The sequence below is a fragment of the Streptomyces yongxingensis genome (assembly GCF_055597465.1).
Window position 1 is genome coordinate 8,756,638 of the sequence record NZ_CM145717.1, and the last position, 12,751, is coordinate 8,769,388.

The following is a 12,751-nucleotide window of genomic DNA, read 5'->3' on the forward strand; positions in this document are numbered from 1 at the left end:
GGGTCCCTTCAGGAGGTCTGCGAAGCGATGGGGTTCGGGGCGGCCTGAGTGCGGTGCAGTTGGGTAGCCGTCAGAATCAGAATGACCACCAGGAAGAGCCAGCCGACCGTGTAGCCGGTGGCGCCGACGAGCGCGCCGAACAACGGTGGCATGGTGGCGGCGATGACCTGATTCAGGGTGATCGCGAAGCTGATGGTGGAGGCGACCGCATGCTGGGGGGCGATGTCGGTGATCTGTACGAGGTAGAGCGGGTACCAGCCGACGCTGAGCAGGCCCAGCAGCGTGCAGAGCGTGTAAGCAAGCACGCGAGGCGAGCCGGGGGTCAACGTGCTGAGCGCGGTGATCGGGATCGTGGAGAAGGCGAGAAGCCACTTCAGCGAGCGCATCCGCATGCCGGGCCAGAAACGGTCACTGATCCAGGCGAGACCGATCCGGCCGGCGATCCCGGCAGCCTGGGCCACCGAGTACATGAAGCCGGCCGTGACAATCGGGATGCGTAGGTGATCGTTGAGGAAGATCAAGATCTGCACGGAGAACACGTACTGGAACGCGGCCAAGGCGAGTCCGGCGATGAGAAGCGAGCGGACAGCCCTGTCGCGCACGAGGCCGAGGATCAAGCGGCGCAGGTTCACCGGCGCCTTTCGCGCACTCGTCGTGGCGTCACCCGTCTGGCGGTAGAAGGTGGCGAAGACCACGCCCCCGAGGATGCCGGCCGCTCCCTGGACGATCATGGCTGCGGTCCAGCTGCGGTGCAGGGCGACGGCGGGCAGGATCGCCCCGGCGATGGAGGCGCCGATGGGCAGACCGGCTTGGCGTATACCGGTGGCCATACCTCGTAGGCCGGGTTCGAACCATCGGGTGATGGCTCGCTGCCCGCCAGGCAGAATAGATCCGTAGAAGGCGCCCATCACCAGGATGCACAGCAGCAGCACAGGGTAATGGCGACCCGCGGCCGCGGCGATGAACGCCGTGACGCCCATGGCGATCATTGTAAGAGAGACGACCCAGCGCTCTCCGTAGCGGTCGATGGCCCGCCCGATGATCAGCATCGAGGCGATCGGCCCGGCCTGGATCGCCGTGGCTGCGAGAGCGGCGGTGGCCGCGGACAGGTGGTAGGTGTTCTTCCAGAACGGCAGCAGGACACTGACGCCGGAGTAGACGATCGAGCCGGAAGTCAGCGCGGTAACGGCGACGGCGAGCACGACCCACTTGTACGAGCCCGCTGAGTGGGCAGCTCGCGCGGCGGGTGCCACCTCGCCGACCTCTTGCGCGGTCACGCGCCGGGCTCCGACTGCCTGGAGGCCAGGTTCCCCAGCTCGGCCAACAGCGGGATGTTCATCAGGTTCAGCAGGACGAGGTTCTGGCTCGTGGGGTTGTCGAAGTGGTGCAGCGACCAGGCCGGGACGAGCAGAAGGTCCCCGAGGCTCAGATCGGTTGTCTCGCTGGTGTCGTGGAAGGTGACAGTGCCGGTGCCGGCTTGCACGACGAACAGGTGATACCAGGTATGCGCGTGCGGGGTGGTGTTCTTCCCGGCGGGGATGACCTGGTAGGCGACGGCGACATCACGGATGATTTCGGCGCTGCCGTTCGGCAGAGACAGGGCGAGCGTGCCGCGTTCGGGGTGCTCTGTGTCGCTGAGCCGGCCGGCGGTGTCCGCCCACCGCCACATCACCGGCTCGGGCAGCAGGGTGTCGTAGCGCTTTTTGAAGTCAGGGTATGGAAACTGACTGCCGCTGCCGATCGGCACGGGAATCATCCTCCTCGAGGATCGTGAGTTGCTGCCACATGTCGCACACGGCGGCGTTCGCCTCGTCCGTGAATCGCGACTTCTGCCCGTCCCTGGGCAGGTAGTACGTGTAGTACCGCGGCCCTTCGACGGGGTATCCGACAGCCCATACACCTGTGAGCGGCGTCCCGGCCTTGGCGATGACGCGGCCGCTGGGCGTAATGTCCACACCGCCCGGCTCGTAGGAGCCGTTGCGATAGGGACGGATCAAACCGCGTGCCAGCAGGCGGGCGGTCAGCGGGGAACTGTCCGTCTCGGGGTGGAACAAGTCCAGGCGCGCCGCCACTAAGGCGTCGGCGTATCGGACGGTAGGGCCGTCGGTGAAATGGGTTTCAACGGTGAACCGGGCCGTCTCAGGGTCGGGGATGATACGGCAGCCCGGTCCTCCGGCCAGATCGACCACACCAGCGTTCATCAGGGCGAGAAGTTCGTAGTTACGGCGGCGGGGTGGCCCGAACGAGATCCTGTTCATGAGCGGCACCCATCGGGTGTTGAACACCCGATGCGAATCCGGTGTCAGGCCGGAGAACTCGACGGCCTCGCGCAGGCTGGCGCGGATGTCCCGGATGGCGTCGGTGGCGGCTTTGACAGGGCTCGTCCGGTTGCCTTCCTCGGCATGCTCCAGGTCCTCGGTGACGAACGCCGTGAAGAAGGCGCGGAAGGCGTCCAGATTCCTGAAGCTCTTGCCGGCCAGCGGGTCGACGATGGCGTCGACGGCGGCCTGATCGGCCGCTGTGAATTCGTACTGGCTGGGCCGGATATGACGTTGCTCCAGCGTGGAGCGGTAAACGTAGCCCATTTCCCGACGTAGGAGCGGCACGGCTTCCGCCTCGAAGTCGATCTGCGCGCTGCCGCGCTTCCGCCTCGCGTGCTCACGCAATCCGCGTATGGCCTCGAGGGTGAAGAAGCGCGGCTGGTAGGCGCCGGCGAGGCCCTTCTGGTTGATGCCGCGTGCGGCGGCGGGCAGGCACTGACGGGAGAACAACAGGATGCTCGGCTCACGCCCGCACGGTATGTAGCGCATGTCGTGGCCGTCGCCCTCGAAACGTCCGCCCCTGCCGATGGTGAGGTGAGCGATGACGTCGTGGGCGGTCAGCCCGAAACCCTGCACGGCCACCGTGGCCCCGGGAGCGATGCGCCCAAGCTTGTCGACCGGGTAGCAGTCGGCCAGGTAGGCGAGGCGGTCATTGCGGCCTTGGTGTTCGCTGACGAAATTCTCGAACCGGATGTCCTCGTCGGTGGGGGTGCGTCGGGAGTGCCCGGTGGCGAGGAACAGGAAATCGGAGGGAATCTCGTAGCCGTTCTCGGTCCGCACCACGTACCTGCCGGACGGGGAGAGCTCCTCCATGTCGATGGCGCGAGCCCGGTGGTGCACCACTCGCACGCTCGTGGGCAGCGAGCTGAGGGTGTGGTCGGACGCGAAGGAGAGATACTCACCGAGCAAGCTGCGCGGCAGGTAGTCGTGCGGCCCGATCGGCTCCCCGCCTGCCGCGCCCGTGCGGTAGTAGCCACCTGAGAAGCGGCGGTAGCCAACCTGCTGGGCCCAATCGGTGAACGACGGGCCGCCACCGCCGGGGAACATGGTGAGCTGGCTGGCGAGCGTGTTGGTGAGCAGATGGTCGGGCTGCCGGTTGGAGTGTGCTCCTTGCCCGGTGTCGCCGGGGTCGACAAGGTGGACGTTCAGCTCAACGCCCTCGGGGAGCTGGTGGGCTCGCTGGGCGATGTGCTGGAGGATGCCGAGGCCGCGCGGCCCCAGCCCGACGATCGTGACCTGAACAGCCCTCAAGAGATCACCCGCTCGCGCAGGGCCGGCGCCGCCGGGTCGGTGTACGGGGCTATGGGCTCCTCGTGCAACCGCACCCAGCGGGGGTCGTCCTCTACCTGGGGGAAGCGGGTGGCGACCTGAGGATCATGACCGGGGATGATGTGGTCGACGCCGTCCGCCAGATCTTCGACGGTCTCGTACGCCTCGACCATGGAGGCGAGGTGGTCGAGGATCGGGAACGGGGCCCGGCGACGGATGTTTGCCCACAGGTGCGACGAATCGCTCGCCAACACGACCCAGCCGCGCTTCGTGTGAACGCGTACTACTTGAAGGCCGGGGGTATGTCCAGGGGCCGGGTGCACCTCGACGCCGGGCACAATCGTAGCCGGGCCCTGGTGCAGGGTGAGGCGCTCGTCGAACAGCAGCCGAATCGCCGCGTTCACATCTTCCGCCTCGAAGGGGCGGCGGGGTGCGGCTTGGCGCATGGCGCGGCTGGTGCAGAACGCGAGTTCCGGCTCTTGGAGATGAACGCGAGCCGTGGGGAAGGCGGCGAGGTGACCGGCATGGTCCCAGTGCATGTGCGTGATCAGCAGATGCGACACGTCGGTGGGATCCATGCCGAGACCGGCCAGGGCCTCGACGGGGTGGTGAAGTTGGTCGCGGCCACGCCGCGCACCCGTGTGCGCGGTAAACCCGGTATCGACGACGATCACCTGATTCTGACCTCGGATGACCCAGATGTAGAAGTCGAAGCCGGCCGGAGTGTCGGTGGCGCAGGGGTCGTCGGCGAACAGGAAGTTCTCCCGCGCGAGTCGCCCCGTCTGAGTCCCGAACCTGAGCGCGAGAAGTTCGTGGGTCGGCGGCCGGTTCATGCGCCCACCACCGTCAGTTCGCGAGCCTCGGGCGCCGGGAGCGGCAGTTCGTCCTCGAAGAAGAACTTCTCCGCCCCGAACGCCGGGACGAGCTGGTCGAACCAGGTCGCGTCCGGATCGTACGCGGCGTAGAACGGCCGACGCGCCCAGTCCGCATGACGTCCCTGAAGGAGCTGAAGGGCGAACACCTTCTCGCCGTGGATGGTGGGGGTGCCGTCGATGAGAACCTTGCCCGGAAACGCGCTCATCGACGGGCCGCGCACGGTGCGGGCGAGGCCGGAGACCCTCTGGTATGCGTCGCGGAAGATCTCGTACGCCCTCACCAGGGGAATCTCGAAGTAGGAGCGGGCGCCGGTATCGCGTTCGACGAACATGTAGTACGGGATGGCGCCCAGCCGCACCCCGGTCGTCCACAGCTCCCGCCACGCCTCGGCGTTGTCGTTGATGTGCCTCAGCATCGGCGACTGGAGGCGCATGTTCGCACCTGTGGCCGTGATCCGCTTCAGGGCGGTCTGTGCGATGTCAGGGCGCAGCTCGGCGGGGTGGTTGTAGTGGCCCATGATCGCCAGGTGCTTACCAGCGGTGACGACCCGCTCGAACAGCCGGATGAGTTCGTCGGCATCCCGGTCGGTGACGAACCTTTGGGGCCAATAGGCGACCGATTTGGTGCCGATCCGGATGTTCTGGATGTGTTCGAACTCCGGTGTCAGGAGTGGTTCGATATAGCGGGCGAGAGTGTTTGTCCGCATGATCAGCGGGTCGCCGCCGGTGATCAGGACGTCGGTGACCTCCCGGTGGCGAGCGAGGTAGGCGGTCAGGCCCTGGGCATCCTTGGCGGCGAAGGCGAGTTCGCCGTCGCCGACGAACTGCGGCCAGCGGAAGCAGAACGTGCAGTAGGCATGGCAGGTCTGCCCGTGTTGAGGGAATAACAGTACTGTCTGGGAGTATTTGTGCTGCATCCCTGACATTTCCTTGCCGTCCAACTCAGGTACGTTGTGGGTTTGCTGGCCGGCCGGGTGGGGGTTCATCTGCTGGCGGAGCTTCCCCGCGTGAAGCGCGATCTGCCCCTTGTCGCCAGCGGCGATGACATCCCGCAGGGTGGCGTAGTCGGTGTCGTCCAGCATGGCCCGGTGGGGGAAGTTCAGCCGGAAGATGGGGTCGTCCGGGATGTTGTCCCAGTTGATGAGTTCGTCGAGCACGTACTGATTGGTGCGGAACGGAAGAACCTGGGAGACCACAGTGACGGCCTCGCGGAGTTCCCCAGGCACCCGCCCCCATTGCGGGGCGCGTTGAATTGTTTTTTCATTGTAGGGCGTGAACTTGCCGACACTCAATTCGAGTCCCTTTCCCTGTTCGAAACCGAGCGGTGTGGGCGAGCATCAAACCGAACCCTCCGCCCCCGGCCGAGATCATCCTCCGCGGTTCCGGAAGCGTGCGCTGCTTGAGGGTTCACCACGTCGGGAGCAGTGGCGGCAACTCAGGTCACAGCTACTGCCGCACATGCCATGCCGACGATTGCTATTGCGGTTTTATGCACGACCATCCTCAGGTCGCACTTATGGGCGAAGTTGGTCACCAGGCATACCGTCCGGCGCACCACGATCCTGCTTGAACAATGAGACACCTGTCGCGGTCGCAGGTGATCGTGCGTGCGACTGGCGTAAGCCCGCCATAGGGCAAAAGGAGTAATTCGGTACCAATCGGTCCACCGACCTCAACGTAAATACAACAAGGCCGGGCGTGGCCCGGCCTTGTTGCGCTCGTTGTCGAATGTGATCGCTGGTTCAGCGGTAAGTGGGGCCGATGCGGATCACGGTGTCGTTCGGATCGCTGCCATAGGGGGAGTGGCCCTGGCCGGCGCGACGGCGAGGCCGGCCCCGGTGGCCAGGCGCACCACGGCGCGGGCGCTGCCGTCGAGGACGCCGAGAGCGAGGAGGTAGCCGCCATTCGGCCGTGTCCACGTGGCGAGCCGGTGCCATCGAGTCGCTCGCCGAAGACGCGGGCCACGGTCTCGAACTTCGACGCATTGCGACATGGTCGACGCCAACAGGCAACTACCGTGCGAATCGCCGAATTTACTGTTGGGCGCGCTTCTCGTGGAGGATGCCGAGATCGCGTAGCAGGTAGCCGGCGTGCAGCCGGTTGTGGGCCCCGATACGGCGCAGAACTGCGGCCAGGTGGCGCTGGAAGGTGCGTAGGGAGATACCGAGACGCTTGGCGACAACCTTGTCGTCGTAGCCCTCGACGAGGAGTTCCACGATCGCCGTCTTCATCTCCTCCGAGCTGAACAGCATCTGTTCCCGCTCATAGGCGAGCGGGAATGGCAGGGCTTTGTCCCAAGCCCGCTCGAAGGCGCCGATCAGGAAGTGGATGACGCTCAGGTCACGTATGAGCAAGGCGCCTTTGGGGTTTCCAACCAGCTCGACGAGGGCGACTTCGCGGTCGAAGACGATGAGCTGCATGAACACTTGTGTAACAACGCGGACTTCGGCGCCGTGCTCGACAAGCGGCGAGACGTGGTCGACAGTGGGCTGATGAAACTGCGCCGCGTACGGATAGAGCGTACGCGTGCGTACACCACGCTCAAGCACGCCTACGGCACGGTCCGTTGCCTCCTTGAGGACGGGTTCGGGGCGAGGGCCGCCAGGTTGAGAGACGAGGATCTCCCTGGTAGCGCGGGCCGAGAGTTCGGACACGGTCAGGCGGACGGCATCCACATTGTCGAGACGGTGCAATGAGTGTTCCCTTACCTCTTTCATGACGCTTTTCTCGTAGACGGGAAGCAGATCCACCAGTTGCGCGCTCACTTCGTTGATCGTCGTCTGCCGTTCGCGCAGTTCCCGGATCGCCGGCAAAAGAAGTTGGGTGAAGGCGGTGGCTGGCGCCACGGGTACGAGGCGAACGGGGTCTCCGGGCTTGCCGGTGAGCACCTTGAGCTGGAGCAGCCTGTCGATCGCCTGTCCGGCCTCATCCGGCGAAGCGTCCGCAAGTTGCAAGAGTTCGTTGCGGGAGACGCTTTCCCGGGCTGCCGCGAGGGCATACAGGGCGACCATCAGACGACTGTCAGCGTTGGCGGTTTTGTCGGCTTCCAGGTTTGTGGGGCACGTGGACATGACTATGTTCCCCTTTCGGGAATTGAAGACCGTCCTAATAAGCCAACAAGATCACCAACAGCCACTAACGGCGCAAGAGCGCGAAACCGTCACTTACAAAACGGGCTCATCGCATTTGAGGGTGTAGGTGGGGTCTGAATCCTCCGACTTCGAGAATGCTTCTCGCGATGTAGTGCGTCAGGTTCCGGAAGCCCAACGCTGAGCCGCGGAGGTGCTCGAGGCGGCCATTGATCGCATCGGCGAGCTGGTCGGGGGTGGTGACAGGTTCGGGCAGTGGGTGGAGCGGTGCGGCGCTTGCGAGAGTGCGGTGGGGCCTGTGCTCGTTGTGGAACGCCTCGTACTCACGCAGCGCGCGGAGGAGGTGGGTCTGGTTCCAGATGAGGGTGCGGTCGAGGAGCTCGGTTCGGCAGGACCGGACCCAACGCTCCATGATCGCGTTCATGCGCGGCATCTGGACACCGGTCTGAATGACCTTGATGCCCTCGGCTCGCAGGACGGCGAGCTGGGTGACCTAAGTCGGCGGTGGGATGTGCGGTCGCGCCGAGGACTCGCACGCGGCGGGTGGCGTGCTCGATCACCGCGAGGACGTACAGCCTGGCCCCTGTCAGGGTCTTGGTCTCGAAGAAGTCTGCGGCGAGGATGGCCTGGACGTGCCCGGAGGGAGGCGATGCGGGGGAGCGGCCAGCAGGGCGCGGTCTGGCCAGGCGAACTTTGGTTTGTCGGTCTGTCGCTGCAGCACGGCGAGTTGGCGGCGCAGCGTCAGAATCTCTGCCTCCTTGTCGCGGTCACTCTTCGGTAGGAGCCGTACCAGGGTGAGCATGCTCGTCAAGGTCAGGTAGAGCAGTCGCAGCAGCACTCCACGATGCTGGTGTGGGGAGGCTAGGTCGGCAACGGGGGCCTCTACGGTCACGGTTGACCGGCCGACCCACCGCAGCGCTCGCTCGTCGTGACCAGCACGGATGAGGTTTCTGGCACGTACACGGCTACAACAAGCGCCTGCGCAAGGCCACCGAGCTGCTCCGCCGAATCACCTGGCTGCTGGCCACCGACACATCCGCGAAAGCCGACGAGCGCGAGACGCTGCTGGACCTGCTCGACGCCGAACCGGAACTCGTCGCCTGTGGGGCTCGAATAATTATTGCTCCTGGTCAAGCGGCATACCTGTACTCGTTGATCACGCCGCCGAGGACGCGTGAGCGCAGGACTTGGCGACTGGTCGGCCCAAGGACTGGAGGTGGCTGTTCGTGTGCCTGGGGAGGTAGTTGGCATCCAGCCCGGTGGGGGGTGCGCGTTGTAATGCCTCTGGTATTCGGCCAGGACGTGGCGGGTGCACCCACAGGGGAACTGCGCAGCCAGATCGAACACCTCACTGCCGCCTTGGTCGAAACCGAGGCCCGACTCGCGGAGCTGGCCACCGCCCAAAAGGTCATCTCGGGGGCCGTACCGGCAGGAACCGAACCGGACCCGCCCGAGACGGGCACCGCCCTCCAGGCCATCGTGAACGCCTTCAACCAGCACCCCGGCCGGGCATTCAGGGCCCGTGCGCTGCACGAACTCCTCGGCATGCCCACCGACGAAGCGACCGTCAACATCACCCGCAGCCGCCTCGGACGACTCACCCGCCAAGGTTTCCTCACCCAGCCTGGACGAGGCCGGCTACCAGAAACGGACTTAACGTCCACTCAGGAGGTGGTGTTGGTCAGGTCCTGGATGCGGGCTTGTATCAGGGGAAGGATCTCGCTCGTGGCTCGTTCGACGGAGGTGGCGAGTACTTCGGCGTTGAGCTTGCGGTGTGGGACGTGAGCGAGTTTGTCGCGCAGTGCGATGGGGCCGCTGTATGCCTGTGTCACGGTGCCGTGAGATGCCTGTTTGAGCATTTCGCCGAAGGTGAGCATGCAGTAGGCCAGGGCGAGGAGGCGCTCATTCCCCGGCTTGGGTGTTCCGTCGCGGAGGATTGAGCGCGCTTGGTCGAGTGCTGCCGTTGCATCGGTCAGGCGTAGCAGCTCCCGGTTCTCCCGGTCCGTGCGTGTGTTGGTCACGCCGCCCCACGCAGGTCGTTCAGAGGTTCGGTTTCTTCGACTTCCACTCCGGGGCCGCGTGGGACGACTTCCACGAGGGCGCCGAGGATGCTGGACAGGTCTGATTCGAAGCTGGTGATGTCGAAGTAGGAGCGGTCGGCGTCCAGGGTGGCGACAAGTTCCCCGGGCTCGGTGCTCAAGGCGAAGGAGTGCAGGCCATGCCGACGTCCGAGCTGGCGAATGGTCGTGGCATTGGCGCGGAGCTTTGCGGTGGTGGCCGGCCTCACGGCTCATCCTCCCTAGCGCTTTCGGGCACCCGGAATCGACAGGAGCCAGAATATAGGAGTGGCAGCAGGATGGGCCTGCTCGGGAGGGGCGCAGGGAGCGGTATCCTCTTGCTCCGTACGGCGGTGTACACCCCGAGTACTCTGCTACAGAGTGGTACGGCTCGTCGCGGAGAGTTGCCGTGCGGCTGAGGGTCAAGGGGTCGCAGGTTCAAATCCTGTCGTCCCGACCAGCGTTTTCGCAGGTCGGAGGCCGTTTCTGCAGGTAGCGGAAGCGGCCTTTGCCGTGTCTGGGCAGGGGCGATGGGGAGCCCTCTGGGAGCCCTCGTGCTCCCAACTCGCGGACGTGTCAACGATGTCCGATTCGTCCGTCACCCGATCCGGTGGACCTCCGGCGCCGTACCGAGCCCCTGCGTGCCGTCGTCAACCGTAGGCCCCTGAGGCCACCCCATCGATCCGGATGCTCTCTGCATCGAGAGGCATAAGAACCCCTTGTCGGCTCCCGACCCTCTTTCGGGGTGGGAGCACGGCACTGTGCTCCCCATGCGACAGGGGTGGGGATGACCACTGGTGATCTCTCCGGGCCGGTTTCCGCACGCAGTCCGCACGCGGGTGTCCTGGTCGTCGTGGAGGGTCTGCGTCAAGGCGTGGCAAAGCCCCTTGGCGTCCGGCCGAACGATGGATACGCACAGTCCGCACCGAGTGCACCGACCGGCTCCTGATCACCGGCGAACGACATCTGCGCACCGTCCTCACCACGTATGCCGAGCACTACAACGTGGGACGGCCCCACCGCAGCCTGGACCTACGAGCCCCGGACGACGACCCGAACATCATCCCCCTACCTGCTGGCACAATCAGGCGCCGCCAGGTACTCGGTGGACTACGCAACGAGTACCACACCACGCCAGTCAGCGGGTCTGCCATTACTGGCAAACCGGCTGGTCACACCGTCGGTATGACAGGATTTGAACCTGCGGCCCCTTGCCCCCCAGAGGCGCTCTGCCGTTCGCCGATCGCGGCGTCGATAACAGCGGCGAGGTCGCCAAGCCGAGGCTTGGCAAAGAAGTCGGACAGCGGCAGGGCGACACCGAAGACGTTCTCCACTGCTTCGCGTACACGCGGAACAGAGAGTGAGTCACCCCCCAGAGCGAGGAAATCCGCGTCCTCGTCCGCGGCCCGGCTGCCGAGGATCTGGAACCAGATATCCGCGAGCTGCGCCGCCGTCGAATGAGTAAAGCCCGCGGTCGCGGAGTCCTGCGGCGTGGGCGGCTGCAGCCGCTTCCGGTCGATTTTACCGGTAGTTGTCATCGGCATGTCGTCGACGACGAACAGCTGGGTGGGGTGCATGCTCAGGGGCAGCCGTTCGGCAAGTTCAGATCGGAGCATCACCGTCGTGAGGAATTCTCCGGAGACCGGCTGCACGTAGCCGACAAGGCGAAGAGGCGCGGCGGAGTCCTCCGTCAGCGGCAGAACAGCGGCGCGCATAACGCCCGGCACTGCGGCCAGGGCGGCTTCGATCTCGCCGATCTCAATCCGTACGCCCCGGATCTTGATCTGGTCGTCGGCGCGGCCCTCGAAGTACAGCGCTCCCCCTTCTTCCCGAGCCAGGTCTCCCGTGCGATAGACCCGGAATCCAGGTTCACCGCGGGGGTCGCGCAAGAAGACCGAGGCGGTCAGCTCCGCGTTGTTGAGGTAGCCGTACGCGAGGAATTCGCTGCGCACACGGACCTCACCCCTCCGACCGGTGGGCACAGGTTCGCCGTTTTCGTCGCAAAGGATGACCTCACGCCCGGGTATGGGTCGGCCGATGGAGATGGGCGTGCTCTTCGCCGCGTCCTCCGCCGTCACTTCGTGGCAGGTCGCGATGATGCACTCGGTGGGGCCGTACATGTTGAACACGCGTGCGTTGGGGAAGCCGGCCATCATTTTCTCCGCCAGGCTTGGGTGGAGCTGCTCGCCCATGCTGGTCACGGCGGTCACCCCGGTCAAGCCCTCCGGGGCGCGGTTCCTCACCGCGTCCAGAAGCGCTCCCCACAGGCTCGGCGCTGTCTGGACGTGCGTGACGCCGTGGTCCCGGATCCACTCGACGACCCTGGTCACGTCGTTCTTCACCAGCGTCGGCGGAATGACCAGCGCGGCGCCTGCCCGCAAGGCGGCGAAGATCTCCGCGTACGCGGCGTCGTACGTGTGCTGCGCCCACTGGAACAGCCGCGATCCCCGCGAAAGGTCGGTCTGGCCCACAAACCACCTGGCGAAAGCGTCCAGGTTGCGGCGCCGCTGCACAATGCCCTTGGGTGCTCCGGTCGATCCCGAGGTGTAGACGATCACGGCAGTGTCCGCCGGGACGACATCCCGGTGCGGCAGCATGCTGAGGTGGGCGATAGTGGCGGTCGACGTCCGCTCGTCCACACGGATGTCACCGAGCCCCAGGCCCGACAGCTCCGCGACGAGCCGGTCCCCGGCAGGGCCCGGATGAGTCACCAGGTAGCGCGCACCGCAGTCCTCGACAATCGTACGGTTGCGCAGCGCGGGTTGATCCCGGTCCAGGACGACGAATGCCGCGCCGGTCTCGACGGCGGCCAGAATGACCGCCACGGCGTCCGGGCCGTGCTCCAGGCTGATCGCCAGCGTCGCGCCGCCGTCCGCGCCGGCGAGGGAGAAGACCTCAGCAATGCGGCCGACGCGTTCGCGTAGCTGAGCGTAGGACAGTACGCCGTGGTCCGAGATGATGGCGGAATCCGCGTCGGCGTGGTTCAACAGCCCGTCTAATTCGTCGCTCGGCATCATTCCTGATTTCATGGCGCTGCTTCTCCAATCGGCGGCAGTACGAAACTCGTCCGCCCGCAGCCCATGAACACCTTCGGCCAGCGGACAACGGAACGATACAGGGGCGGTGCTCCAGCACGGCCT

The 12,751-nt window shown here is 65.6% G+C and carries 12 protein-coding genes; all 12 read right to left on the reverse strand.

All coding sequences use genetic code 11. From position 1 onward, the window contains the following. Positions 1–8: 8 nt before the first annotated feature. The 12 genes from ACZ6TD_RS37545 to ACZ6TD_RS37600 all read right to left on the reverse strand — a co-directional run bounded on the left by ACZ6TD_RS37545 (position 9) and on the right by ACZ6TD_RS37600 (position 12,640). A complete protein-coding gene (locus ACZ6TD_RS37545; protein WP_471345247.1) occupies positions 9–1,277 on the reverse strand; it encodes an MFS transporter in 1,269 nt (422 codons plus the stop codon). Beyond that, positions 1,274–1,747: a cupin domain-containing protein gene (locus tag ACZ6TD_RS37550; protein WP_413810911.1), complete on the reverse strand. Its 474-nt coding sequence runs from the start codon at positions 1,745–1,747 to the stop codon at positions 1,274–1,276. Before ACZ6TD_RS37550 ends, ACZ6TD_RS37545 begins: the two co-directional genes overlap by 4 nt. Beyond that, positions 1,710–3,572 (reverse strand): FAD/NAD(P)-binding protein, encoded by a 1,863-nt coding sequence (locus tag ACZ6TD_RS37555; RefSeq protein ID WP_471345248.1) that lies wholly within the window; start codon positions 3,570–3,572, stop codon positions 1,710–1,712. Before ACZ6TD_RS37555 ends, ACZ6TD_RS37550 begins: the two co-directional genes overlap by 38 nt. Further along, positions 3,569–4,423, reverse strand: a complete 855-nt coding sequence (locus tag ACZ6TD_RS37560) for an N-acyl homoserine lactonase family protein (RefSeq protein WP_471345250.1) — start codon at positions 4,421–4,423, stop codon at positions 3,569–3,571. The genes ACZ6TD_RS37555 and ACZ6TD_RS37560 overlap by 4 nt, the downstream gene beginning before the upstream one ends. Further along, positions 4,420–5,757, reverse strand: coding sequence for a KamA family radical SAM protein (locus tag ACZ6TD_RS37565; protein WP_471345252.1), 1,338 nt, complete (start codon positions 5,755–5,757; stop codon positions 4,420–4,422). Before ACZ6TD_RS37565 ends, ACZ6TD_RS37560 begins: the two co-directional genes overlap by 4 nt. 476 nt (positions 5,758–6,233) lie before the next feature. Next, entirely contained in the window at positions 6,234–6,458 is a 225-nt protein-coding gene (locus ACZ6TD_RS37570) for a hypothetical protein (RefSeq protein ID WP_471358406.1), read from the reverse strand. A gap of 40 nt (positions 6,459–6,498) precedes the next feature. Beyond that, positions 6,499–7,536, reverse strand: coding sequence for a LuxR C-terminal-related transcriptional regulator (locus ACZ6TD_RS37575; RefSeq protein ID WP_471345255.1), 1,038 nt, complete (start codon positions 7,534–7,536; stop codon positions 6,499–6,501). Between the two features lie 106 nt (positions 7,537–7,642). Further along, positions 7,643–7,987: an integrase core domain-containing protein gene (locus tag ACZ6TD_RS37580; RefSeq protein WP_471345257.1), complete on the reverse strand. Its 345-nt coding sequence runs from the start codon at positions 7,985–7,987 to the stop codon at positions 7,643–7,645. 455 nt (positions 7,988–8,442) lie between these two features. After that, complete coding sequence (locus ACZ6TD_RS37585; RefSeq protein WP_471345259.1) at positions 8,443–8,688, reverse strand: hypothetical protein; 246 nt, start codon at positions 8,686–8,688, stop codon at positions 8,443–8,445. A gap of 530 nt (positions 8,689–9,218) precedes the next feature. Continuing rightward, on the reverse strand, positions 9,219–9,575 hold the full coding sequence (locus tag ACZ6TD_RS37590; protein ID WP_413810919.1) for a hypothetical protein: 357 nt from the start codon (positions 9,573–9,575) through the stop codon (positions 9,219–9,221). Further along, positions 9,572–9,841: a hypothetical protein gene (locus tag ACZ6TD_RS37595; RefSeq protein ID WP_055558216.1), complete on the reverse strand. Its 270-nt coding sequence runs from the start codon at positions 9,839–9,841 to the stop codon at positions 9,572–9,574. Before ACZ6TD_RS37595 ends, ACZ6TD_RS37590 begins: the two co-directional genes overlap by 4 nt. Positions 9,842–10,783: 942 nt before the next feature. Continuing rightward, positions 10,784–12,640: a non-ribosomal peptide synthetase gene (locus tag ACZ6TD_RS37600; RefSeq protein ID WP_471345262.1), complete on the reverse strand. Its 1,857-nt coding sequence runs from the start codon at positions 12,638–12,640 to the stop codon at positions 10,784–10,786. Between the last annotated feature and the right edge of the window lie 111 nt (positions 12,641–12,751).